The sequence below is a fragment of the Nonomuraea endophytica genome, assembly GCF_014203235.1.
Taxonomy (GTDB): domain Bacteria; phylum Actinomycetota; class Actinomycetes; order Streptosporangiales; family Streptosporangiaceae; genus Nonomuraea; species Nonomuraea endophytica.
Genome location: NZ_JACHIN010000012.1, coordinates 325,476 through 347,483, shown reverse-complemented (window position 1 = coordinate 347,483; position 22,008 = coordinate 325,476). Strand labels below are relative to the sequence as shown.

Annotated in this window: 24 protein-coding genes; 16 read left to right on the top strand and 8 right to left on the bottom strand. The window is 71.2% G+C overall.

Annotation, left to right across the window (positions count from 1 at the left end):
* Positions 1-21 precede the first annotated feature (21 nt).
* Positions 22-1,482 (top strand): MFS transporter, encoded by a 1,461-nt coding sequence (locus HNR40_RS38090; protein WP_184970230.1) that lies wholly within the window; start codon positions 22-24, stop codon positions 1,480-1,482.
* On the opposite strand, the gene HNR40_RS38085 is transcribed toward HNR40_RS38090, so the two are convergent.
* A complete protein-coding gene (locus HNR40_RS38085) occupies positions 1,465-1,839 on the bottom strand; it encodes a YbaB/EbfC family nucleoid-associated protein (RefSeq protein ID WP_184970228.1) in 375 nt (124 codons plus the stop codon). The genes HNR40_RS38090 and HNR40_RS38085 overlap by 18 nt on opposite strands.
* Positions 1,840-1,849: 10 nt before the next feature.
* Positions 1,850-2,239: a YbaB/EbfC family nucleoid-associated protein gene (locus HNR40_RS38080; protein WP_184970226.1), complete on the bottom strand. Its 390-nt coding sequence runs from the start codon at positions 2,237-2,239 to the stop codon at positions 1,850-1,852.
* A gap of 88 nt (positions 2,240-2,327) precedes the next feature.
* Between HNR40_RS38080 and HNR40_RS38075 the strand changes: the two genes are divergently transcribed.
* The 5 genes from HNR40_RS38075 to HNR40_RS38055 are packed head-to-tail and all read left to right on the top strand — an operon-like array spanning position 2,328 to position 4,825.
* Positions 2,328-2,642, top strand: coding sequence for a hypothetical protein (locus tag HNR40_RS38075; RefSeq protein ID WP_184970224.1), 315 nt, complete (start codon positions 2,328-2,330; stop codon positions 2,640-2,642).
* On the top strand, positions 2,633-3,520 hold the full coding sequence (locus tag HNR40_RS38070) for a WXG100-like domain-containing protein (protein ID WP_184970222.1): 888 nt from the start codon (positions 2,633-2,635) through the stop codon (positions 3,518-3,520). Before HNR40_RS38075 ends, HNR40_RS38070 begins: the two co-directional genes overlap by 10 nt.
* 6 nt (positions 3,521-3,526) lie before the next feature.
* The gene (locus HNR40_RS38065; protein ID WP_184970220.1) at positions 3,527-4,204 is read left to right on the top strand and encodes a hypothetical protein; all 678 of its coding nucleotides are present in this window, start codon (positions 3,527-3,529) and stop codon (positions 4,202-4,204) included.
* 22 nt (positions 4,205-4,226) lie between these two features.
* Positions 4,227-4,508 carry a hypothetical protein gene (locus HNR40_RS38060; RefSeq protein ID WP_246509862.1) on the top strand — a complete coding sequence of 94 codons (282 nt, stop codon included), beginning with the start codon at positions 4,227-4,229 and terminating at the stop codon, positions 4,506-4,508.
* Positions 4,505-4,825, top strand: a complete 321-nt coding sequence (locus tag HNR40_RS38055) for a type II toxin-antitoxin system PemK/MazF family toxin (protein ID WP_184970218.1) — start codon at positions 4,505-4,507, stop codon at positions 4,823-4,825. The genes HNR40_RS38060 and HNR40_RS38055 overlap by 4 nt, the downstream gene beginning before the upstream one ends.
* Here the strand turns inward: HNR40_RS38055 and HNR40_RS38050 are convergent.
* The gene (locus HNR40_RS38050) at positions 4,818-5,567 is read right to left on the bottom strand and encodes a methylenetetrahydrofolate reductase (RefSeq protein ID WP_184970216.1); all 750 of its coding nucleotides are present in this window, start codon (positions 5,565-5,567) and stop codon (positions 4,818-4,820) included. The genes HNR40_RS38055 and HNR40_RS38050 overlap by 8 nt on opposite strands.
* Positions 5,564-6,220: a TetR/AcrR family transcriptional regulator gene (locus HNR40_RS38045; protein WP_246509930.1), complete on the bottom strand. Its 657-nt coding sequence runs from the start codon at positions 6,218-6,220 to the stop codon at positions 5,564-5,566. The genes HNR40_RS38050 and HNR40_RS38045 overlap by 4 nt, the downstream gene beginning before the upstream one ends.
* Positions 6,221-6,293: 73 nt before the next feature.
* On the opposite strand from HNR40_RS38045, the gene HNR40_RS38040 reads away from it, so the two are divergent.
* Entirely contained in the window at positions 6,294-7,703 is a 1,410-nt protein-coding gene (locus tag HNR40_RS38040; protein ID WP_246509861.1) for an MFS transporter, read from the top strand.
* On the opposite strand, the gene HNR40_RS38035 is transcribed toward HNR40_RS38040, so the two are convergent.
* Both HNR40_RS38035 and HNR40_RS38030 read right to left on the bottom strand, forming a co-directional pair.
* Positions 7,667-9,547, bottom strand: a complete 1,881-nt coding sequence (locus HNR40_RS38035; protein WP_184970211.1) for an ABC transporter ATP-binding protein — start codon at positions 9,545-9,547, stop codon at positions 7,667-7,669. The genes HNR40_RS38040 and HNR40_RS38035 overlap by 37 nt on opposite strands.
* 44 nt (positions 9,548-9,591) lie before the next feature.
* Positions 9,592-11,550: a PhoX family protein gene (locus HNR40_RS38030; protein ID WP_184970329.1), complete on the bottom strand. Its 1,959-nt coding sequence runs from the start codon at positions 11,548-11,550 to the stop codon at positions 9,592-9,594.
* Between the two features lie 202 nt (positions 11,551-11,752).
* On the opposite strand from HNR40_RS38030, the gene HNR40_RS38025 reads away from it, so the two are divergent.
* Complete coding sequence (locus tag HNR40_RS38025) at positions 11,753-12,190, top strand: sterol carrier family protein (RefSeq protein WP_184970209.1); 438 nt, start codon at positions 11,753-11,755, stop codon at positions 12,188-12,190.
* 2 nt (positions 12,191-12,192) lie between these two features.
* On the opposite strand, the gene HNR40_RS38020 is transcribed toward HNR40_RS38025, so the two are convergent.
* Positions 12,193-13,737 carry a DUF4190 domain-containing protein gene (locus HNR40_RS38020; RefSeq protein WP_184970207.1) on the bottom strand — a complete coding sequence of 515 codons (1,545 nt, stop codon included), beginning with the start codon at positions 13,735-13,737 and terminating at the stop codon, positions 12,193-12,195.
* A 144-nt stretch (positions 13,738-13,881) separates the two neighbouring features.
* On the opposite strand from HNR40_RS38020, the gene HNR40_RS38015 reads away from it, so the two are divergent.
* Genes HNR40_RS38015 through purM form a run of 4 tightly spaced genes read left to right on the top strand, consistent with a single transcriptional unit; the run spans position 13,882 to position 17,625 of the window.
* Complete coding sequence (locus HNR40_RS38015) at positions 13,882-14,331, top strand: MarR family winged helix-turn-helix transcriptional regulator (RefSeq protein ID WP_184970205.1); 450 nt, start codon at positions 13,882-13,884, stop codon at positions 14,329-14,331.
* A gap of 40 nt (positions 14,332-14,371) precedes the next feature.
* Positions 14,372-15,115: an SDR family NAD(P)-dependent oxidoreductase gene (locus tag HNR40_RS38010; RefSeq protein WP_184970203.1), complete on the top strand. Its 744-nt coding sequence runs from the start codon at positions 14,372-14,374 to the stop codon at positions 15,113-15,115.
* A 51-nt stretch (positions 15,116-15,166) separates the two neighbouring features.
* A complete protein-coding gene (gene purF, locus HNR40_RS38005) occupies positions 15,167-16,603 on the top strand; it encodes an amidophosphoribosyltransferase (RefSeq protein WP_184970201.1) in 1,437 nt (478 codons plus the stop codon).
* Positions 16,600-17,625, top strand: coding sequence for a phosphoribosylformylglycinamidine cyclo-ligase (gene purM / locus HNR40_RS38000; RefSeq protein ID WP_184970199.1), 1,026 nt, complete (start codon positions 16,600-16,602; stop codon positions 17,623-17,625). Before purF ends, purM begins: the two co-directional genes overlap by 4 nt.
* On the opposite strand, the gene HNR40_RS37995 is transcribed toward purM, so the two are convergent.
* Positions 17,622-18,443: an SAM-dependent methyltransferase gene (locus HNR40_RS37995; protein ID WP_184970197.1), complete on the bottom strand. Its 822-nt coding sequence runs from the start codon at positions 18,441-18,443 to the stop codon at positions 17,622-17,624. The two genes, purM and HNR40_RS37995, sit on opposite strands and share 4 nt — an antisense overlap.
* Positions 18,444-18,576: 133 nt before the next feature.
* Between HNR40_RS37995 and HNR40_RS37990 the strand changes: the two genes are divergently transcribed.
* The 4 genes from HNR40_RS37990 to HNR40_RS37975 are packed head-to-tail and all read left to right on the top strand — an operon-like array spanning position 18,577 to position 21,993.
* On the top strand, positions 18,577-19,461 hold the full coding sequence (locus HNR40_RS37990; RefSeq protein ID WP_184970195.1) for an ABC transporter ATP-binding protein: 885 nt from the start codon (positions 18,577-18,579) through the stop codon (positions 19,459-19,461).
* Positions 19,461-20,186 (top strand): ABC transporter permease, encoded by a 726-nt coding sequence (locus HNR40_RS37985; RefSeq protein WP_184970194.1) that lies wholly within the window; start codon positions 19,461-19,463, stop codon positions 20,184-20,186. Before HNR40_RS37990 ends, HNR40_RS37985 begins: the two co-directional genes overlap by 1 nt.
* A complete protein-coding gene (locus HNR40_RS57530; protein WP_184970192.1) occupies positions 20,183-21,403 on the top strand; it encodes a sensor histidine kinase in 1,221 nt (406 codons plus the stop codon). The genes HNR40_RS37985 and HNR40_RS57530 overlap by 4 nt, the downstream gene beginning before the upstream one ends.
* Positions 21,400-21,993: a response regulator transcription factor gene (locus HNR40_RS37975; RefSeq protein WP_184970190.1), complete on the top strand. Its 594-nt coding sequence runs from the start codon at positions 21,400-21,402 to the stop codon at positions 21,991-21,993. Before HNR40_RS57530 ends, HNR40_RS37975 begins: the two co-directional genes overlap by 4 nt.
* The last annotated feature ends 15 nt before the right edge of the window (positions 21,994-22,008 follow it).

The following is a 22,008-nucleotide window of genomic DNA, read 5'->3' as shown; positions in this document are numbered from 1 at the left end:
TCGTACGTCATAGTGGGGGGCATGGTCGCGGTCTCCCCCGATTACGCCAGCCGCCTCCGGTATGCCTGGAAGGTGGTGTCGGTCACCAGTCTCGGGCTTGTCCTGATCGGCATCGCCGGGAGCACGCTCAACGTGGCGTTGCCCACGGTCGTCCGGCACTTCCGGGCGGGGCCGTTCGAGTCGGGCTGGATCCTGCTGGCGTTCCTGCTGGTCAACACCGCCAGCCTGGTCTTCTTCGGCCGCGTCGCCGACCTGCTCGGGCGGCGGGAGATCTACCTGGCCGGGTTCGCGCTGTTCACCGTGGCCTCGCTGCTGGCCGGGTTCTCGCCGAACGTGTGGTTCCTGGTGGCCATGCGGGTCGTCCAGGCCATCGGCGCCGCCATGATCCTGGCCAACGGGACCGTCATCATCACCGACGCCTTCCCGCCCGACCGGCTCAGCCAGGGCATGGGCGTCTACATCGGCACCCTGTCCGTCGCCCAGCTCGCCGGCCCCACGCTGGGCGGCCTCATCGCCGACACCGCGGGCTGGCAGTGGATCTTCTGGGTGAACGTGCCCGCCGGGGTGATCGCGCTGGTGTGGGGTGCGGTGACGCTGCGCAAGATGCCGCGCGGGCCGCGCGAGCCAGTGGACGCGCTCGGCAACGTGCTGGTCTTCGCCGCCCTGTCGGGGGTATTGCTGGCGTTGTCGGAGGCCGGTTCCCGCGGCCTGTCCAGCCCGGTCGTGATCACCGGCGCCGCCGTCTTCCTCGTGCTCGCCCCGCTGATCGTGGTCGTGGAACGGCGGGCCTCGCACCCGGTGCTCAACATGGGACTGTTCGCGGGGCGGATGCTGGCCTGCGCGAACCTGGCCTCGCTCTGCAACGCGCTGGCCCGCTCGGCGCTGATCCTGGTGGTCGCCCTGTACTTCCAGTCCGCCCGGGGCCTGGACGCCTTCACGGCCGGTCTCAGCGTGCTGCCGGTGCCGGTGGGCATGGCGCTCGCCTCGCCCATCGCGGGGGCGCTGGGGCGCCGCCTGTCTCCCTACGCGCTGTCGATCGGGGGGTCGGTGTTCAGCGCCCTGGGTCTCGGGACGCTGATGCTGACGGCGGATCCGGCGACGCCGTACTGGATCATCGGGGTGGGGCTCTTCCTGGCCGGGTGCGGGAGCGGGACGTTCCTGACCGGCAACACCACGCAGGTGATGACCGCGCTGCCCGCCGGCAGCCTGGGGGTGGTGAACGGCTTCCGCATCATGATCATGAACGTGGGGGTCGTGCTGAGCGTGGGCATGTCGCTGAGCCTGATCACCAGCTCGGTGGGCCCGGAGTTGCGCGACCAGGTGTACGCGGCCACGCTGGCCAAGCTGTCACCCGTCGCCGTGGACCAGCTCATGACCGGATTCCAGCGCGCCTACACCGTCCTGTTCGCCGTCGCCCTCCTCGGCACGCTCCTCGCCGCCCTCGCCCGCACCCCCAGGACCCGGTCACTCGGCGCGGAGTAGCCGTTCGAGTTCGGACTGGGTCTGGGCCGGATCGAAGCCGGGGATCGCCTCACGCATGAGGTCGTGGGTGCGCCGCCGGGCGTCGGCGGCCGCCGACCGCACCGCCGCGAGCGTCTCATCGGCGAGGTCCTGGCTGCCCAGCTTCAGGGCCTGCCGGTCATAGCGGACGTCGAGGACGAGACCGTCGGCGTCGACCGTCACCCGCACGTGGCCCGACGGGCCCTCGCCGGCGCCGGTGACAGCTTGTAGTTCCTCCTGCGCCGACTCCAGCCAGGCCAGCATGCGCTCGGCCCGTCCGGCGGCCTCGTCCAGCTCCCGTTCGCTGATGTTGGCGGGGTCGATGTCCGGCCCGAGCACGCTTCGCCTCCTAGGCAAGGTCGTTGAGCGCCTGGTCGACGCGGGCGCGTACGAAGGTCTCGTCGAGCGGCGCCGCCAGGGCCGCGGTGACGTCGCGCACCCCGTCGGCGATCTCCCGCGCCTGCCGTCCGGCGTCGTCCTGCGCGGCCCGCAGCACCTCGGTGACCTTCCTGCCGAGCGCGGCCTCGGTCAGCCGCAGCGCCTGCGGGTCGATGCGCAGGCGGGTGGGGGCGACGTGGCCGTCGGCGATCGCCTCGATCAGCCCGTCGCCGCTCTTCGCGCGGCCCTCCACCTGAGCGATGGACGCGCGGGCGTCATGCAGCGCGCGGATGGCGCGGCGGCTCTGGGCGACGTACTGGTGGAGGTACTCGGCGTCGTCCTCCGGGGCAGGTGAACGCATGTCGACCTCCATCGGTCAAGGGCGGGATGAGCGTTTAGTGTAAATGCAAATGCTCATGTCGCAATGTGGCTGGATATGCTTCATGAGCATGACGGGATTTGAGATCGCCTCGGAATCGGTGGGACGCGGCGGCACGTACGTCAGCGGCCACGGGGCGGACTATGACGCCTCGGTCATGCGGCTACAGCAACGGGGAACGGGCGCCCGCACCTTCGGCGGCGAGGGGTTGTTCGCCACCATCGTGGGGACCTACAACGAATGCCTCCAGGTCTCGCTCGAGACGCTGACGGGGATCGGCGGGGAGATCGCCGAGACCGGTGAGGGCCTGCGCACGGTGTCGTGGAACACCCGGGTCGCGGAGAGCGCCAGCGTCGAGAGCTTCGAGACGCCCACATGGGCGTAGTACTCGACCCGCAGGTGGCAGGGTTCCTCAACCTCATCGGCTTCCCCTGGCCGAACGACAACGAGGACGAGTGGCGCCTTGAGGCGGACGACTGGCGCGTCGTGCTCGCCGGAGCGTCGGCCCAGGGCGCGGCGGCCGACGAGACGGTCCGCCGTACGCAGGAGGTCTACCAGGGCGACTCGGCCACCCAGCTGGCGGCCCACTGGGACAAGGTCGGCGACGACGGCGGCCACATCGCCCAGGCCACCTCGGCGGCGAAGCTCGCGCCGGTCGTCCTGGACGGCACCGCGAACGTGGTCAGCGGGGTGAAGCTGGCCGTGGGCACGCAGGCCGCGTACGGGCTGACCCTCACCACCCAGGCGCTGCTGTTCGGCGGCGCGGCGGGCGGGATGCTGGCCCTGGCCCGCATGTACATGACCCGCCACGCCGCGGGCAAGGTGGCGCTCGAAGGCGCGGAGGGCACGGCCAGAGGGCTGGCGCCGTTCCTGCGCGGCCAGGTGACCGACACCATGCGCCGCATCATGAAGGAGATGGAGAAGCGTCCGCACGCCCGCGACGGCATGCTCCAGATCGGGCGCAGGCGTGGGGGCGGCGGCGGTGGCGGCAGAGGCAAGAAGGGCCGCGGCTACGACCCGAACTCCTCGGCCAGCTATGACGCCGCCGCGCAGCGGATGCACGGCAGGTTGCCCAACGCCAACGACGTGAACAACATGACACCTGAGCAGGCGGCGAAGGCGGCGAAAGAACTCCAGGACAGCGTCCTTACGCGGAAGATGAACCAGGCCCGCCTCGGCCGCGACGACGGACACGCGGCGCGGCTCGAAGCGGAGGAGAAGCTCCTGAAGGACCTCCAGCGCAAGGCCGACGAGGGGAAGTAGCGCGAGATGCAGACGCAGACGGGAGACGCCCTGGTGGCGCGCATCCTCGCCCGCCCCGACGACGAGACCCGCGGGCAGGTGGCCAACGACCTGCTCGACGAACTGTTCGGCGGCTACCCCGTCGAGAACATCCGCACGCTCCTGCGCAGCGGCGACGACGACGCCGTGCAGAACGGGGCCTGGCTGCTGTCGGAGCTGGGTGAGCGGGCCGATGAACTCCTGGACGAGGTTCCGGGCCTGCTGGCCCACCCGCGGCTCCAGGTGCGGTTCTTCGCCGTCGAGTTCGTGCTGCTCGCCACGGACGAACGGCACGGCGACGTCATCGCCCACGTCCTCACCTCAAGCCGGGACCCCGATACCGCCATCCGCTGGAAGGTCCTGCACTTCCTGGCGACGGCCTCGACCGAGCAGCTCATGGCCGGGCTGTCGCGGCTGACCGACCCCGAGGTCGGACGGCTCACCGCCTGGCTGGTCGCCTCGGACACCGAGGATCCCGACCCGGGCGAGGTCGTGGCCGGGATGGAGGGAGAGGACCCGGTGGCCAGGCTGTTCGCCGCGGCGATCTCGACGCGCATGGCCGAGGACGACCCGGCGCTGCTGCGCCACGCCGCCAGGGTGCGCGACGAGGAGATCAGTTCGTTCGCGCAGTGGCAGCTCGGCAGGTTCGAGGCCCCACCCGCTTGAGAGTGGGGCCGTGGACCAGCTCATGACCGGATTCCAGCACGCCCCAAGCTGTAATACAAAACGTGTGACAATCGGCGCCATGGGGACTCTCAACGTGCGAACCGACGTGGCCATGGAAACCGCGCTTCGCGCACTCGCCGGCGACCATCGCAGCCGGTCCGAGGCCGTTCGCTACGCGATCATGCGAACTTACAGGGAACTCCTGCTTGAACAGGCCGGCGAGGATGCCGAGCGACTGCGGAACGACTCCGACGACCAGGCCGAGATGCTGGCGATCCAACGCTTCATGGGAGTCGCGGAGTGATCTTCCGCGGCGCGATCCGGGAGGTGAGACCTCTCGTTGGAGCCCGCGGTCACGAGCAGCAGGGCGAGCGCTACGGAGTCGTGATTCAATCCGACAGGTTCGCGACCGGCACGGTCACCATCGCACTGACCTCCACACAGGCCGGCCCCGCCATCTACCGGCCGGAGATCGAGTTTGACGGCGTCAAGACCCGCATCCTGACGGACCAGATCTACTCGGTGGATCCGGTACGACTCGGCGCTTTCAAGGGCGGCCTGCAGTCGCATGAGATCGCGGAGCTCGATCGCGCGATCATGCTGAAGCTCGGGCTCATCTGAGTTCGGCGAACAGGCGGGACTCGACGTCGCGGTAGCGGGCGACCGGGACGAGGTGAACGCCGTCGTACGCGCCGGAGTCGCGGATGGCCAGCACCTGCTCGCAGGCCGCCTCGACGCCGGCCATGCGGTCGGCGGCCAGGGCGGTGAACATCGAGTCGGGGATCGCGATGTCGGGGATGGCGCCGGCCAGGCGGCGCGCGTGCGACTCGCTGGCCAGGACCATGACGCCGGCGTAGACGGGCACGTCGACGGGGTTGGCCTCGCGCCAGCGCAGCAACGTGTCCAGGTCGAAGCTGACCTGGACGAACAGGAAGTCGGCCGCGCGCTTCCACGCCGGGAGCGGGCGGTGCCCGGCCGCCGCGCCGACCTTGAGGTCCGGGGAGAACGCCCTGGCCTCGTCGATCATCGAGCGGACCGTCAGGTCGCTGGTGCGGTTGCCGCTCGTCGGCTTGTCCCCGAAGACGAACAAGAACTGGTCGACCCCGTACGCGGCCGCCGTCAGCAGGTCGCGGCGGAAGCCGAGCAGGTTGCGGTCGCGGGAGTTCAGGCAGGCGATGCTGCGTCCGCCCATGGCCTGCACCTCGTGCGCCACCGCGACCGACGAGACCGTGGCGCGGCCGATGTGGTTGTCGGGGATGAGGAAGGAGTGGGCGATCTTGCTCAGCGTGCCGATCTGGTGCCTGACGTGCTTCAGGTCGGGCTTGGTGGGCGGTTCGATCTCGCAGATCAGCTGGAAGGTCATGTCCGTGATCCTGCCAGGGCGGCGATGCCGCTGAGGATGAGCTCGACGCCGAAGGAGTCGTAGAAGCCGGGGTCGAGATCGCCGACCATGGGGGCGGCCATCCCGACGAGGTTCGGGTAGCGGTCGGCGGGCAGCGACTCCAGGCCCACCCGCTTGACCCTGAGCATCTCGCTGGCCTGCTCGGGGGTGCAGCCGGCGCGGAAGTGCACCGGGGCGTCGGCGATGGCGATGGCGCTCTGCAGGATGTACTTGGTGATCAGGCAGCTCTCCTCCACGCCGAACCCGCCCTCGCGGGCCAGGCCGAGCGCCAGGTCCCAGACGGCGAGGAAGCGCGGCACCTCGGTCTGGTCGATCTGCTCCAGCACGTTCTTGGCGCAGGGGTGCTTGCGCAGCGTCCTGACCAGGCCTTCGACCAGGTCGCGTAGCTGGTCGAGCCAGGGCCGCCCGTCGCCTGGCCCGACCTGGAACCCGGCGATCAGGTGGTCGGCCATGCCGATGAGCAGCTGTTCCTTGTTCTTGAAGTGCCAGTAGAGCGCCATCGGCGTGACACCCAGGTCGGTGGCCAGCCGCCGGATCGTGACCGTGTCGAGTCCTTCGTCGTCGCCGATCTCCAGGGCGCGTTCGACGATCGCCTCGGCGCTCAGTTTTCCCATCACGGTTGACAACTATACGCCGTACAAGGTCTCCTGTACGTCGTACAAGTACGGCGTACAGGAAGGAATGATCATGCGCAGATGGTGGGCCCTGGGCGCTGTGACGCTCGGGACGACGATGACCTACCTGGACAACAACATCCAGAACACCGCGTTGCCCACGATCCAGCGGGAGCTCGGTCTCACGCTCGCCGGGCTGGAGTGGATCACGACCGCGTACATCCTGGTCTTCGCCGGGCTCATGCTGGCCGGAGGGAGACTGGCGGACCTGTTCGGCGCGCGGCGGCTCTTCCTGATCGGACTGTCGATCTTCACGCTCTCGTCGCTGGCCGCGGGCCTGTCGGACTCCGGCGGCACGCTGATCGCCGCCCGCGCCGCCCAGGGCGTCGGGGCCGCGCTGCTCACGCCGACCTCGCTGGCGCTGCTGTCGCAGATCTTCCGCGACCCCGCCGAACGCGGCAGGGCCGTCGGCATCTGGAGCTCGGCCGGCGCCCTGTCGATGGCGCTCGGCCCGGTCACCGGCGGCTTCATCAGCGAGTACCTGCACTGGGGCTGGATCTACCTGATCAACGTGCCGCTCGGCGTCGCCACGTTCTGGCTGGCCTGGTGGGCGGTGCGCCCCGCCTTCCAGCAGGTACGGCACAGCCTCGACCTGCCCGGCCTGGCCAGTTCCACCGTCGCCCTGTTCGCCCTGACCTTCGCGCTCATCGAAGGTTCGTCGGCCGGCTGGACCTCCCCGATGATCCTGACCGCCTTCGCCGTCGCCCTGGCCGCCGCCGTGTTCTTCGTGCTCGTGGAGTCCCGCTCGACCGAGCCGATGATCGACGTCTCGCTGTTCCGCGACCGGGTCTTCAGCGGCGGCATCCTGAGCATGGGCATCTGGTCGTTCGGCGTGTTCGGCATCTACTTCTTCAGCGCGCTGTGGCTGCAGAACGTGCTCGGCTTCTCCCCCACCGAGGCGGGCGCCGCGTTCGTGCCGATGGCGCTGGTCATGGCCGTCGTCGCCCTCCAGTCACAGCGGCTGGCCCGGCTCATCGGCATCGGCCGCACCGTGGCGCTCGGCCTCGTGCTGATGGCGGCGGCCATCTTCATGCTCTCCGGGGTGGGGGCCGACGGCCGCTACCTCGACGTGCTGCCCTGGTTCCTGGTCTACGGGCTCGGCGGCGGCATGCTGGTGCCGCTGACCAGCGCCGTGCTCGACGCGCTGCCGGAGGGACGCTCGGGCGTCGCCTCCGGCGTGCTGAACGTCTCCCGGGAGGTCTTCGGGCTGCTCGGGATCACCGTGCTCGGCGCGATCCTGACCTCCAGGCAGAGCGGCAGCGGCCTGGCCCCGCTGCCCGCCTTCCTGGACGCCTACCAGTTCACGCTGGTGATCGCGGCGGTCATCGTGCTGGTCGGGGTGCCGGTGAGCCTGTCGGCGCTGCGGCGTCCGCCCCGTACGCCCGATCACGCCGCCGCGGAGATGGTCGGGTCGGCGAACTGAGTGCGGTAGAGCTCCTCGTAACGACCGCCGGCGGCCAGCAGTTCCTCGTGGGTGCCGCGCTCGGCCACCCGGCCGTCCTCGATCACCAGGATCTGGTCGGCGGCGCGGATCGTGGACAGGCGGTGCGCGATCACCACGGCGGTCCGGCCGTCGAGCGCCTCGGCCAGCGCCGCCTGCACGGCCGCCTCGCTCGTGGAGTCGAGCGCGGCAGTGGCCTCGTCCAGGATCACCACCTGCGGTTTGGCCAGCAGCAGGCGGGCGATGGTCAGCCGCTGGCGCTCGCCGCCGGACAGGCGGTAGCCGCGTTCGCCGACCACGGTGTCCAGCTTGTCCGGCAACGACTCGACAAGGGCGGACAGGCGGGCCCGGCGCAGGGCGTCCCAGATCTCCTCCTCGGTGGCCTCCGGGCGGGCGAAGAGCAGGTTGCCGCGGATGGAGTCGTGGAAGAGGTGGCCGTCCTGGGTGACCATGCCGAGGGTCTTGCGGATGGAGTCGGAGCTCAGGTCACGGACGTCGACGCCGCCGAGCCGTACCGTGCCCTCGTCCACGTCGTAGAGGCGCGGCAGGAGCTGCGCGATCGTCGACTTGCCCGCGCCAGAGGAGCCCACCAGGGCGATCATCTGGCCGGGCTCGGCGGTGAAGGAGATGCCGTGCAGCACCCGCTCGCCGCCACGGGAGTCGAGCGTCGCGACCTCTTCCAGCGAGGCGAGGGAGACCTTGTCGGCCGAGGGGTAGGCGAAGCGCACGTCGTCGAACTCCACGGTCACCGGCCCATCCGGTACGGCACGCGCCCCCGGCCTGTCCTTGATCAGCGGCTCCAGGTCGAGCACCTCGAAGACCCGCTCGAAGCTGACCAGGGCGCTCATGACGTCCACGCGGGCGCTGGCGAGGCTGGTCAGCGGCGCGTACAGGCGGGTCAGCAGCAACGCCAGAGCCACCACCGAGCCGGGGTCGAGCTGGCCGCTCAGGGCGTAGAAGCCGCCGAGGCCGTAGACGAGCGCCAGGGCGAGGGCCGAGACGAGGGTGAGTGCGGTGACGAAGAAGTACTGGGTCATCGCGGTGCGCACCCCGATGTCGCGCACCCGCCTGGCCCTGGCGGAGAACTCCGCCGACTCCCTGGCCGGCCGCCCGAACAACTTCACCAGCGTCGCGCCGGGCGCCGAGAACCTCTCGGTCATCTGGGTGCTCATGGCCGCGTTGTGGTCGGCGGCCTCGCGGCGCTGGTCGGCGATCCTGAGACCCATCCGGCGGGCGGGCACCACGAAGATCGGCAGCAGGAGCAGCGCCAGCAGCGTGATCTGCCAGGAGATGCCGATCATGACCGTGAGGGTGAGCACGAGCGTGACCACGTTGCCGGCGACGCTGGAGAGGGTGTCGGTGAAGGCGCGCTGGGCGCCGATGACGTCGTTGTTCAGGCGGCTGACCAGCGCGCCGGTGCGCGTCCTGGTGAAGAAGGCGATCGGCATGCGCTGGACGTGGTCGAACACCGCGGTGCGCAGGTCGAGGATCAGCCCCTCGCCCAGCCCGGACGAGAGCCACCGGCTGATCAGGCCGAGCCCGGCCTCGGCCAGCGCCAGGCCGGCGATGAGCACGGCCAGCCAGATCACCACGCTCAGGGGCTGCGCCTTGACGATGGCGTCGACCACCCGGCCCGCCAGGACGGGGGCCAGGACGGCCAGGCCCGCCATCACCACGCTGAGCGCCAGGTACACGGCGATCCTGCGGCGGTGAGGGCGGGCGAAACCGGCTATCCGTTTCAGCGTGGCCTTGGACAGGCGTCTTCGGTCCTGCTGATTGTTGTTCATCGAGTACAGCTGGTGCCAGGCGGTCATCTCCATGCTCATGGGTAGACCGTACGAGCTCAACCAAACTTGAGGTCAAGCGGTTTTCAGGAACCGATCTTGCGACCCTGGCCGTGCCAGACGACGGCGACCGACGGACGGGGCTGCGCGCCGTCGGGCCAGCGGCTGGCGGGGTTGTCCGGGGTGGCGCCGTCGATCTCGCCCGGGTGCTGGACCGCGACGAAGACGCTGCGCTGGTCGTCGGTGACCATCGGGCCGCAGGTCTCCGCGCCCACCGGCACCGTGAGGAACTGGCGGACGTGCCCGCGCTCCCGGCCGCGCGTCGGCGTGACGAACAGGCCGTCGTTGGAGCCCAGCGCGTTGCCGTCCGTGGAGATCCACAGGTTGCCGTCACGGTCGAAGGCCAGGTTGTCCGGGCAGGAGATCGGCGAGACCTTCGTCTTGTCGTACCCGGCGAAGTACGTCGAGGCGTCGTTCGGGTCGCCGCAGACCAGCGGCAGCGACCACGCGAAGCCGTTGTTGCGGCCCTCGACCAGCTCCAGCACGTGGCCGTGCTTGTTCGCCGGGCGCGGGTTGGCCTCGTCGACCTGGGCGGGGGTACGCGCGGTGTTGTTGGTCAGCGCCACGTAGACCGCGCCGGTGACCGGATTGCGCTCCATGTCCTCGGGCCGGTCCATCTTGGTCGCGCCCACCTTGTCGGCGGCGGTACGCGTGTAGATCAGCACCTCGGCCGCGCTCATCCCCTGCACGTGCGACTCCTCGCCGGACACCAGCGGGATCCACTCGCCCGACCCGTCGAAGGCGCCGTCGACGGGCAGCTTGCCGGAGCCGTCGATCTCCTCCTTGGGGCTGTCGCCGCTGAACTTGGCCACATACAGCGTGCCCTCGTCGAGCAGCGTGCGGTTGTGCCGGTCGAAGCCCGGGATGTAGCGCTTCTTCGAGACGAACTTGTAGATGTACTCGAAGCGCGAGTCGTCGCCCATGTACACCACGAGGCGGCCGTCCCGCGAGACCGAGGTGGTGGCGGCCTCGTGCTTGAAGCGGCCGAGCGCGGTGCGCTTGACCGGCGTCGAGTCCGGGTCGAACGGGTCGATCTCCACGATCCACCCGAACCGGTTGGCCTCGTTCGGGTGCTTGGCCAGGTCGAAGCGCTCCTCGACCTTGTCGAAGCGGCGGTTGGAAGCCTGGATGTTCGTCGGGATCGTGTAGCGGGCGATGTTGGGGTTGTTCTTGTCGCCGTTGACGAAGTACTGGTCGAAGTTCTCCTCGGCGGTCAGCACGGTGCCCCAGGGGGTGGTGCCGCCGGCGCAGTTGTTCAGCATGCCGACCGGCTTGCGGCCGGCCGGGTCGGCCGCCGTCTTGAGCAGGTCGTGGCCCGCGGCGGGACCGGTGAAGCGCATCGGGGTCTGCGCGGTGACGCGCCGGTTGTAGCGCCGCCGGCCCTTCGTCACCAGCTTCCACTCGCCGGTGCCGCGGACGCGCTCGACCTCCACGACCGAGCCGCCGTGCGCGGCCAGCGCGATCTTGATCTGCTCGGGGGTCGCCGTCGCCGCCGTGTACCCGCGGAACATCAGCGACTCGTCCGTGTACTCGTGGTTGACCCAGAGCAGCCCACGGTTGCGGCCCATCTCGAACAGCGTCACGAAGTCGCAGTTGTAGCCGAACTGCTTGGCCTGCGCCTCGGCCGTCTGGTTGTCGAAGTCGAAGTCGGGGGCGTCGGGCAGCACCGGGTCGCCCCAGCGGACCACGACGGAGGAGCGGTAGCCGTTCGGGATGCGCAGCGCGTCGTCCTTGTTCGGCGGCACCGGCGTGAACCGCAGGTCGCCGTGGTGCCATCCGGCCGCGGACAGCTCTCCGTCCGGCTCAGCGGGATCGGCCATCGCGGGTACGGCTCCCGCCACACCCGCCCCGACCACCAGCGCGCCAAGAGCACCCGCGCGCAGGGCGCCGCGGCGGGACAGGGCTTCGGTGGCGATGTCGCTGAAGTAGGCGTTGCCGCTGCGGTTGGCGACGTCGTGCGCGCAGGCGTTGCCGCATCGGAACATGCACGTCAGGGCGGATCGGCCGCCCTTGTGCGAGTCGTTGAGCAGGGGCAGCAACACGGGGTTCCTCCAAGATGGTGCGCAATCGTTCCGGCCGGACGCTACGGCCGCATTCGGAACCGCCGGTGAACGACGGCCACCGCCTCGATGAACGCTGGCTGGGGGTATACCACTCACGCCGGGGTGGCGGCGGGAGAATAGGGGGATGGCAGCCAGGAAGATCGACCCCGACAAGCTGAGGGCCGCGCTCGACACGCAGCTGATCGCCAACGACCAGCCCGAATACGACGGGCCCTCGGCCGGGCTCGCCGACGCGCTGGTCGGGGCCGTGGTGACCGCTTACGACCGGGGCGCCGCTCCCGAGCGGGCCGCCGAGCGGCTGGCCGTGCGGTATCTGCTGGAACGGCTGGCGGCCGGGGCACCGGGGCGGACCGTCGAGGTCAGGGTGCCGCCGCACGCCGCCGTACAGGCGATCGAAGGGCCCAGGCACACCCGGGGGACGCCGCCCAACGTGGTCGAGACCGACGCGCGCACGTGGATCGACCTGGCGCTCGGCCGGATCGGATGGGACGCGGCAATGGCGAAGGGCGCCGTCTCAGCGAGCGGCGCCCGTGCCGACCTATCCGACTTTCTCCCCCTCTGACGTCAGGGGGTGCTCCACGGCAGCTTGCTCTGCACGCAGCGCTCGCTGAGCTCCGGCGGCAGGTTCGCGCACTCCGAGAAGTAGGCGCGGATCGCGAAGAACCCGCACACCGCCAGGACCAGCGTGGCGATGCCCAGGCCGATGCCGGTCCAGGACATGCCCTTGCTGCCGCCCTTGGACAGTGCGACGGCGCCCAGCACGATCGCGATGATCGCGGTCAGCACGCCGGTGAAGCACACCAGCAGCAGGAACAGGCTCGCCACACCCAGCACCAGCGACGCCACCGCCAGGCCGTTGCCGGGCTTCTTGGGCTGCCAGTCCGGCTGGTACGGCCCCGGTGCGCCGGGGGGCGGGGTGTAGGCGGCGCCGCCGGCCGGTGGGTAGGCGGGGCCGCCGGGGGCGCCGCCGTACGGGCTGGACGGGGTGGAGCCTGGGACGGACGGGTCGGCGCCGCCGTACGGGGAGGCGCCGGGGACCGGGCCTTCCGCCGGGCTCTGGGCAGCGGCCGCATAGGGATCCCGAGGCGGCCCAGCCCCATAGGGCACCTCCCCAGCCCCAGCACCCTGACCACCAGCGCCTTGACCGCCCGTGCCCAGACCTCCGGTGCCCTGGCTGCCCTGGCTGCCCTGGCTGCCCTGACCGCCCTGACCGCCCTGACCGCCCTGACCGCCCTGGCCTCCTGGGGCCGCGGCGCCGAAGGCCGCGCCTGCCGCTGCGCCCGCGGCTGCGGCGCCTGCCGCGCCCGCCGCACCTGCCGCGCCTGGACCACTGGGTGTTCCGCTGCCTGGGGTGCCTTCTGTGGGTTCGCCGTAGGTGGCGCCGGTGCCGTACTCCGCGGGGCCGCCCTCGTACGGGCTGGCCGGAGCGAACGTCGGGCGTTCCGGCGGCGTGGGCGGGTCGTAGCGCGACGGCTGCGGCCCGGATGACGGTGAACTGCCCGGACTCTCCCAGCTCGACGTCGGCGCGGAGCTCTCCCAGCCGGGGTAGGAGGGCGTGGAACCCGGGACCGGGTACGCCTGCGTCTCCCCCGCGCCCGGCTGCTCGGAAGGCTCCGGCGCGTCCCATGAGCGGGTGGGCTCGGGCGTCCCCGCCGGAGGCGTGTCGTCGCGTGCCCACTCCGGGATCTCGTACGCGGTGGTGCGCTCGGTGTCCTGCGGCGCGGGCACGTCGGGCTCGTTCCACGGGGACGGATCCGGCGCCGGTGGCGGCGGTGGCGTGGTCGGCGGCACCACGGGCGGCACAGGTGTGATCGGCTCCTCCGCCGCCGCACCTCCCCACGCTTCGGGCTCCCCACGCTCTTCCCGGCCGCTCTGCCCGGACGCGGCGTAAGGGTCCTCGCCCGGCACCGTCTCGTCCACCCACCACGAGGCGGGCGGTTCTTCGGAGTCGGGCGGCTCGGGCAGGTCGTCGTCCGACCCGGCCGCGCGCGGCTGCGAGGGCGGCGGCGCAGGCGGTGTGGGCGGCGGCGACGGCTGGTCTGGCGCGTCTGGTGCGGGACTGCCGTGCGCAGGTGGGCGCGGCTCGTCCGGGTCCCCAGGTGTGGTCACGTCTGTGTCTCCCGACGGGGTCGTCATAGCCGGATACCCCACCTTCGCGCGCGCCCGGTCCCCGCAACCGCGCGACACGGTAAGAGTCCGCCCACGGTTGCTCCACGTTGCGCCAAAACCGCTGGCGGCGGGCAAGATGAAGGCATGCTCGACGAGACCCTCACCTACGCGCTCATCAAGATCACCAAGGTGCACCGCTACCGGGTGGCCGCGGAGCTGACCGAGCTGGGCCTGCACGTGGGCCAGGAGATGCTGCTCAACCAGTTGTGGCGCGAGGACGGGCTGTCGCAGAGCGAGCTGATCGCCCGGCTGGGCGTGGAGCCGCCCACGGTGACGAAGACGATCCAGCGCCTGGAGCGTGCCGGTTTCGTCCGCCGCACGCCGGACCCGAACCGGCCCCGGCTGAGTCACGTCCATCTGACGGAGGCGGGCAAGGCGCTGCAGGCCCCGGTGGAGGAGATCTGGGAGCGCAACGACCGCGAGGTGCTGGCCCAGCTCGCCCCTGAGGACCGCGCGACGATGGTCCGGCTGGTCGGTCAGCTGTGGGCCTGCCCTTCCGCCGAGGGCGAAACTCCCTTGCGCCGTTGCGATTAGCCGACTAATTAGTTGGCTAAGAACAACGAATGGAGTTCTCATGCACGTTCTCGTCACCGGCGGCTCATCCGGCATCGGCGCCGCCACCGCCCGCGCGTTCGGCAGCGCCGGGCACCGTGTCACCCTGACCTACAAGTCCGGCCCCGACCGTGCCGAGCGGGTCGTGAAGGAGATCGAGCAGGCAGGCGGCACTGCGGCGGCCGTACACATGGATCTGGGTGAGCACGGAAGCGTCCTGGCGGCGGTCGCCGCGGCGGGGCCGTTCGACTCGGTGATCGCCAACGCGGTGATGTGGGGCGGCGACGCGCCCAGGACGGAGAGTTTCGAGGAGATCCCGATCGAGCACTGGAGCGAGATGCTCCACGCCAACGTGCTCGGCAACGTGGTGCTCGCGCAGTCGGTGTTGCCGGCGATGCGGGAGCGGGGTTTCGGACGGGTCGTTCTGGTCTCCTCGGGGATCGCCGAGGAGGGCACACCCGGCGCCGGCCCGTACGGCACCGCCAAGATGGCCCTGCACGGCCTGGCCCGCACGCTGGCCTGGCAGGCGGGCATGGACGGCGTCCTGGTGAACGTGGCCGCGGTCGGCCTGACCAGGACGGACAGCAGTCCGATCCCCGGGCGGGTGTTCGACGCGGTGGCCGGCCGTACACCCAGCAAGAGGTTGTCCACCGCGGAGGACGTGGCCGCGCTCCTGCTCTTCCTGGGTTCGGCGGCCAACCACAACCTCACCGGCGAGATAATCCGAGAAGGGTCGAACGCGGCACGATCCGCCCATGTGACCTGATCTCGGCCCCGGGTGTGCGAGCACGGAAGCGGCCGACCTAAACTGAGGCATGTGCTGAAGGGCGACGGCCGACTCGGCCATGACCTGGACCCCCAAGACCGTGCTCCCAAGGATGCCTGCGGTGTCTTCGGCGTGTGGGCCCCAGGCGAGGAAGTATCCAAACTCACCTACTACGGGCTGTACGCGTTGCAGCACCGCGGCCAGGAGTCCGCGGGCATCGCGGTCAGCGAGGGCAGCAGGATCCTCGTCTACAAGGACATGGGGCTCGTCGCCCAGGTCTTCGACGAGTCGGTGCTCGGAACCCTGCGCGGTCACCTGGCCATCGGCCACTGCCGCTACTCCACCACCGGTTCCAGCGTCTGGGAGAACGCTCAGCCCACGCTGAGCTCCACCGACCACGGCGGGCTCGCGCTCGCCCACAACGGCAACCTGATCAACACCCCGGTCCTGGCCCAGCGCCTTGAGCCGGGCACCACCAGGGCCACCACCGACACCGAAGTGCTCACCACCCTGCTCGCGCAGGACCGCAGCCGCTCCATCGAGGACGCCGCCGCGGAACTGCTCCCGCAGGTGCTCGGCGCGTACTCGCTGGTGTTCATGAACGAGAAGACCCTCTACGCGGCCCGCGACCCGCAGGGCATCCGCCCGCTGGTCCTGGGCCGTCTGGAGCGGGGCTGGGTCGTCGCATCGGAGACGGCCGCGCTCGACATCGTCGGCGCCACGTTCGTGCGCGAGGTCGAGCCGGGCGAGCTGCTCACCATCGACGAGCGCGGCGTGCGCTCGCGCAGGTTCGCGGTCGCCGAGCCGAAGGGCTGCCTGTTCGAGTACGTCTACCTGGCCCGCCCCGACACCACGATCGCCGGGCGCGGCGTGCAGGTCACCCGCGTCGAGGTCGGCAGGGTGCTGGCCCGCGAGCACCCGGTCGAGGCCGACCTGGTCATCCCGACGCCCGAGTCGGGGACCCCCGCCGCCGTCGGCTACGCCGAGGAGTCCGGCATCCCCTACGGCCAGGGCCTGGTCAAGAACTCCTACGTCGGCCGCACGTTCATCGAGCCGTCGCAGACCATCCGCCAGCTCGGCATCCGGCTCAAACTCAACCCGCTGCGCGAGGTCGTGGAGGGCAAGCGGCTGGTCGTCGTCGACGACTCGATCGTGCGCGGCAACACCCAGCGCGCCATCGTCAAGATGCTGCGCGAGGCGGGCGCGCGCGAGGTGCACGTGCGCATCTCCTCCCCGCCGGTCTCCTGGCCGTGCTTCTACGGCATCGACTTCGCCACCCGCGCCGAGCTGATCGCCGGCTCGCTGTCGGTGGAGGAGATCCGGGCCTCCCTGGGCGCCGACTCGCTCGGCTACATCTCCCTGGAAGGCCTGACCGAGGCCACCACGATCCCCGCCGACCGCCTCTGCCGCGCCTGCTTCAACGGCAGCTACCCGATCCCGATCGACCAGGACAACGTCGGGAAGTACGTGTTGGAGAGCACCAAGTGACAACCTATGAGGCCGCGGGGGTCGACATCGCGGCGGGCGAGCGCGCCGTCGAGCTGATGAAGGCCAAGGTCGCGCGCTCGCGGCGGCCCGAGGTGGTCGACGACGCCAGCGGCTTCGCCGGGTTGTTCGACGCCTCGTTCCTGCTGCGCTACAAGCGGCCGCTGCTGGCCACGTCCACCGACGGCGTGGGCACCAAGGTCATGATCGCGCAGCAGTACGGCAAGCACGACACCATCGGCATCGACCTGGTCGGCATGGTCCTCGACGACCTGGTGGTCTGCGGCGCCGAGCCGCTGTTCATGACCGACTACATCGCCTGCGGCAAGGTGGTGCCCGAGCGTATCGCCGAGATCGTCGGCGGCGTGGCCGAGGGCTGCCGCCTGGCCGGGGCGGCGCTGGTCGGCGGCGAGACCGCCGAGCACCCGGGCGCGATGGGCGCCGACGAGTACGACCTGGCCGGCGCCGGCACGGGCGTGGTCGAGGCCGCTGACATGCTCGGTCCCGACCGGGTGCGCGCGGGCGACGTGGTGCTGGGCCTGGCCTCGTCGGGCGTCCACTCCAACGGCTACTCGCTCGTGCGGCACGTGGTGAAGAACGCCGGGCTGTCGCTGGACGACGAACTGCCCGAGCTCGCCCGCCCGCTGGGCGAGGAACTGCTGGAGCCCACCCGCATCTACTCCCTCGACTGCCTGGAGCTGGCCCGCTCGGTCGAGGTGCACGCCTACTCCCACATCACCGGCGGCGGCATCGAGGGCAACATCGCGCGTTCCCTGCCGCCGGGCCTGGACGCGGTGCTGTCGCGGGAGTCGTGGACGGTGCCCGCCGTCTTCCAGGTCCTGGCCGGGCACGGCTCGATCGAGCAGCAGGCCATGGACCGCACGTTCAACCTGGGTGTGGGCATGGCCGCGATCGTCGCCCCCGAGGCGGCCGACGCGGCCCTGCGGCTGCTGGAGTCGCGCGGGCTGCCCGCGTGGGTCCTGGGCGAGATCGTCCCCGGCACCGGCGCCGCCCGCTACTCCTAACCCGCCAGGCGGCCCACTCCCGCGTCGATGAGCACGTGGGGTGGGCCGTCCAGCAGCGGTACGGCCGGCGCCTCGTCCTCCGGCATCCGCCAGTCCTGCACGGGCACCAGTCCCGGCCCGATCAGCTCGAACCCGTCGAAGAAGCCGAGCACCTGCTCGCGCGTGCGGAACACGGACTGGATCGGCGAGCCGGCGGTGGCCTGGCTCAGCTGCCGTTTCGCCTCGGGGTGGCTCTCGTCCATGGCGTGGGTGAGCACGAGGTGGCTGCCCGGCGCCATCCGCTCGCGGAAGCGCTTGACGATGCCGTGGGGGTCCTCGCCGTCCAGGACGAAGTGGAGCAGCCCGACCATCAGCACACCGACCGGCTGCTCGAAGTCGATGAGGCCGCTGATGTGCGGGTCGGCGAAGATGGCGTCGGGGTCCCTGGCGTCGGCCAGGATGCCGGCCACGCCGGGCGCGCTGGCCAGCAGCACCTCGGCGTGCAGCCGTACGACGGGGTCGTAGTCGACGTAGACGACCCGGCAGGCCGGGCTGGTCCTCCTGGCCACCTCGTGCACGCTGGGCGAGGTGGGGATGCCGGTGCCGAGGTCGACGAACTGCCGGACGCCCTGCTGGGCCATGTGGTGCACGGCGCGGATGAGGAAGGTCCTGGAGGCGCGGGCGACGAGTCTCGTGTCCGGCGCGAGCGCCAGTAACTTGTCGGCGACCGCTCGATCCACCGCGAGGTTGTCCTTGCCGCCGAGCAAGTAGTCGTAGACACGGGCGGAGCTGGGGACAGTGGGGTCGACGCCGGGCGGAACACGTTCGAGCTCGGTCACAGGAACCATCGTATGTCGCGCAAGTCCCATGATCGCGGGACCATCCCGGATATTCCGCCCATGGCCCTTGGGTCGCCGGAACACTGACATACGGCACTACCCGGCCGCATCGCCCGTCACGCAGCCTCTTTTCATGGCAAACGCCCTGGAACTCACGGCCGTCAGCAAACGCTACGGCCAGACCAGTGCCCTCGACGGCGTCGATCTGACCGCCGAGCAGGGCCAGACGATCGCGGTGCTCGGCCCGAACGGCGCGGGCAAGAGCACCCTGCTTTCCATCGCCCTCGGCCTGCTCCCGCCCACCTCGGGAACCGCCGCCATACTCGGCCACCCGCCGGTCGAGGCCCTGCGCAAGGGCCTGGTCGGCGTCCTGCTGCAGGAATCGGGCCTGCTGGAGGACGTCCGGGTGGACGAGCTGGTCACCGCGACCGCCGGCATGTACCAGAAGCCGATGCCGGTGGAGCGGGCCCTGCGCGCCGCCCGCGCGGACGGCTTCGCGGCCCAGAGGATCGGCAAGCTCTCCGGCGGCCAGCGGCAGCGGGTGCGCATCGCCCTCGCCCTGATCGGCGACCCGCGCCTGCTCGTGCTGGACGAGCCCACCGTCGGGCTCGACGTGGACGGCCGGCGCGCCCTGTGGCAGGAGGTACGCGCGCGCACCGGCGAGGGCCGCACCGCGGTGTTCGCCACCCACTACCTCACCGAGGCCGACGACTACGCCGACCGGGTGATCCTGCTGGCCAAGGGCAAGGTCGTGGCCGACGGACCGGTCGAGAAGATCAAGGAGCTGGTCGGCGGCAGCGAGGTGCACGTCACGCTGGACGCCGCCGAGGTGGGGGTGCTCCAGGCGTTGCCCGGGGTGCGCCAGGTGCGGGTGGAGGGCGGCGCCGCCGTACTGCGGACCAATGACTCCGACGCGACACTGCGCGCGCTGTTCGCGACATTCGCCGACGCCAGAGACGTCCGCACGGCCGGGACCGACCTCGAAAGCGCCTTCGTGAGCCTGACGGGAGGCAACTGATGGGCTCCTACCTCAAGCTCGAACTGCTGCGCTCCGTCCGCAACACCACCGGCCTCATCATGCTGACCGTCTTCCCCCTCGTGCTCTACCTGCTGTGGACGAAGGTGCTGCGGGTCGTCCCGGCGGGGCCGCAGCAGGTGGACTTCGCCGCGTACACGATGGTCTCGATGGCCGTCTACGGCGCGATGGGCGGCGCGCTGTTCATCGGCGGCGCGATCGCCATGGAGCGCTCGAAGGGCTGGCTGCGGCAGCTCGCCGTCACGCCGCTGCCCGCCCACGGCTACATCTCGGCCAAGCTGATCGCGGGCGCCACCGGGGTCCTGCCGAGCATCCTCGTGGTGCTCGGCGGGGGCGCCCTCATCTCCGGTGTACGGCTGCCGCCGGGCACCTGGCCCGCGCTCGTGGTGCTGATCTGGGTGGGCGTGATGCCGTTCGCCGCTCTGGGCGTCACCTTCGGCTACACGATGAACGGGCAGGCGGCGAACCTGGCCATGATCGCCGTCTTCTTCGGCCTGTCCGTGCTGGGCGGGTTGTGGCTGCCGGTTCAGCTCATGCCGGAGTTCATGCGGACGCTGGCCGAGTACAGCCCCGCCTACCAGGCCGGATCCCTCGGCTGGCGGGTCCTGGCCGGCGACTGGCCGACGGTCAAGTCGCTGGTCGTGCTGGCCGGGTGGACGCTGCTGTTTTCCGGGCTGGCCTCCTGGCGTTACCGTCGGGCCTTGTGAAGGTGCCGGCGCGCGCTGAGTTCGGCAAGGGGCGTAGCCAGGTCAGGGCGGGCTCGGTCGTCTGGCTGCTGGTGACGCTCTGGCCGCTGTGGACGTTCTTGTCCACAGGTCCGTCCTTGCCGCGCGTCCTGTGGGCGTTCGGCGGGCTCGCGGTGCTGTCGGGCTGCTGGATCGCGATCATGTGGCGGATGCTCAGCGAGAAGAGCGGCCTGCCCCGTCGGTGGTCCATGGCCGGGCTGGTCGCTGCCTCTTTGGCCCTCCTGCCCGTGCTCGGGCCGCCCTGGGCCTTCGTCGCGTTCGTCTACGTCATCACCGGGCTGGCCGCGACCACCGGCGGCGCCGGGTTCGTCGCCGGGGTGCTGCTGACCATCGCCGCGACCATGGGCTTCCTGCTCGCGCACGGGCTGACGGTGTGGTGGCTGATGCTCGTCATGCTGGCCCAGGCCGGGGCCGTACACGGGATGAAACAGATGGGCCACCTGCTCGCCCGGCTCGCCGCCGCGCGCGCCCAGGTGGCCCAGCTCGCCGTGGACAACGAGCGGCTGCGCTTCGCCAGGGACCTGCACGACACCCTCGGCCACACCCTGACCTCGATCACCATCAGAAGCCAGCTCGCCGCCCGCCTCGCCCGCACCGACCCCGACCGCGCCGCACGGGAGATGGGCGACGTCGAGGCCACCGCGCGACAAGCCCTTGACGAGGTACGGCACGCCGTCGCCGGGTACCGCGTACCGGCGCTGTCGGAGGAGCTGGAGAAGGCGGCGCGGGAGCTGGAGCTGGCCGGGGTCGAGGTGGAGGTCCGTCCGGCCGGCGGCCCGATCCCCGGGGCGGCGGAGACGCTGCTGGCGTGGGCGGTGCGTGAGGCCGCCACCAACGTCCTGCGCCACAGCGGTGCGCGGCGCTGCCGGATCACGCTGGGCGTGGACACGAGCTGGGCCGAGCTGGAGGTCCGCGACGACGGCCCCGCGACCACACCTCCCACCACGGCCTTACCTCCGGACGGGCAGCCCGCCACGGCTGCGCTGCTCGATGGGCCGGCCCGGGGGGCTTGGCTTGGTGACGGGACGGCCGGGGTTCCGGGCGAGACGGGCCGGCGGGGGAACGGGCTGACCGGGCTGGCCGAGCGGGTGGCCGGGGCCGGTGGGTCGCTGGATGTGGGGGCGCTGCCGGAAGGCGGGTACCGCCTGTGTGCCCGGGTCCCGCTGGAGGCCGCGTGATCCACGTCCTGATCGCCGACGACCAGGACCTCGTCAGGGGCGGGCTGGCCGCGCTGCTCGACCTGGAGGCCGACATCGAGGTGGTGGCCCAGGTGGGCAGGGGCGACCTGGTCGAGGCCGCGGCGGCCGAGCACCTGCCGGACGTCATCCTGCTCGACATAGAGATGCCCGGGATGTCCGGGCTGGAGGTGGCCGAGCGGCTGCGCGGGCACCGGGTGGTCATCGTGACCACGTTCGGGCGGCCCGGCTACTTCAGCCGGGCCCTGGACGCCGGTGTGGCCGGGTTCGTGGTCAAGGACGCGCCGGCCGCGCAGCTGGCGGCAGCCGTACGGCGGGTGATGGCGGGTGAGCGGGTGATCGACCCCAAGCTGGCCCTCAGCGCGAGCGCCGTCGGGCCGAGCCCGCTCACGCAGCGGGAACGCGAGGTGCTGCGCACGGCCCGCGACGGCTCGACCGTGGCCGGCATCGCCCGCCGCCTGTTCCTGACCGAGGGGACCGTGCGCAACTACCTGTCGTCGGCGATCGGCAAGACCGGCGCCCGAAACCGCGCCGAAGCGGTACATGTGGCCGAATCGCGGGGCTGGCTGTAGCTGTACAGTGCCACG

Excerpts from the sequence above, each read along its gene's own strand:
- HNR40_RS38090 (WP_184970230.1), top strand. The coding sequence starts at position 22 with ATGGTCGCGGTCTCCCCCGATTACGCCAGCCGCCTCCGGTATGCCTGG.
- HNR40_RS38080 (WP_184970226.1), bottom strand. The coding sequence starts at position 2,239 with ATGCGTTCACCTGCCCCGGAGGACGACGCCGAGTACCTCCACCAGTAC.
- HNR40_RS38075 (WP_184970224.1), top strand. The coding sequence starts at position 2,328 with ATGACGGGATTTGAGATCGCCTCGGAATCGGTGGGACGCGGCGGCACG.
- HNR40_RS38070 (WP_184970222.1), top strand. The coding sequence starts at position 2,633 with ATGGGCGTAGTACTCGACCCGCAGGTGGCAGGGTTCCTCAACCTCATC.
- HNR40_RS38065 (WP_184970220.1), top strand. The coding sequence starts at position 3,527 with ATGCAGACGCAGACGGGAGACGCCCTGGTGGCGCGCATCCTCGCCCGC.
- HNR40_RS38060 (WP_246509862.1), top strand. The coding sequence starts at position 4,227 with ATGACCGGATTCCAGCACGCCCCAAGCTGTAATACAAAACGTGTGACA.
- HNR40_RS38050 (WP_184970216.1), bottom strand. The coding sequence starts at position 5,567 with ATGACCTTCCAGCTGATCTGCGAGATCGAACCGCCCACCAAGCCCGAC.
- HNR40_RS38045 (WP_246509930.1), bottom strand. The coding sequence starts at position 6,220 with ATGGGAAAACTGAGCGCCGAGGCGATCGTCGAACGCGCCCTGGAGATC.
- HNR40_RS38040 (WP_246509861.1), top strand. The coding sequence starts at position 6,294 with ATGCGCAGATGGTGGGCCCTGGGCGCTGTGACGCTCGGGACGACGATG.
- HNR40_RS38035 (WP_184970211.1), bottom strand. The coding sequence starts at position 9,547 with ATGAGCATGGAGATGACCGCCTGGCACCAGCTGTACTCGATGAACAAC.
- HNR40_RS38030 (WP_184970329.1), bottom strand. The coding sequence starts at position 11,550 with ATGTTCCGATGCGGCAACGCCTGCGCGCACGACGTCGCCAACCGCAGC.
- HNR40_RS38025 (WP_184970209.1), top strand. The coding sequence starts at position 11,753 with ATGGCAGCCAGGAAGATCGACCCCGACAAGCTGAGGGCCGCGCTCGAC.
- HNR40_RS38015 (WP_184970205.1), top strand. The coding sequence starts at position 13,882 with ATGCTCGACGAGACCCTCACCTACGCGCTCATCAAGATCACCAAGGTG.
- HNR40_RS38010 (WP_184970203.1), top strand. The coding sequence starts at position 14,372 with ATGCACGTTCTCGTCACCGGCGGCTCATCCGGCATCGGCGCCGCCACC.
- HNR40_RS37990 (WP_184970195.1), top strand. The coding sequence starts at position 18,577 with ATGGCAAACGCCCTGGAACTCACGGCCGTCAGCAAACGCTACGGCCAG.
- HNR40_RS37985 (WP_184970194.1), top strand. The coding sequence starts at position 19,461 with ATGGGCTCCTACCTCAAGCTCGAACTGCTGCGCTCCGTCCGCAACACC.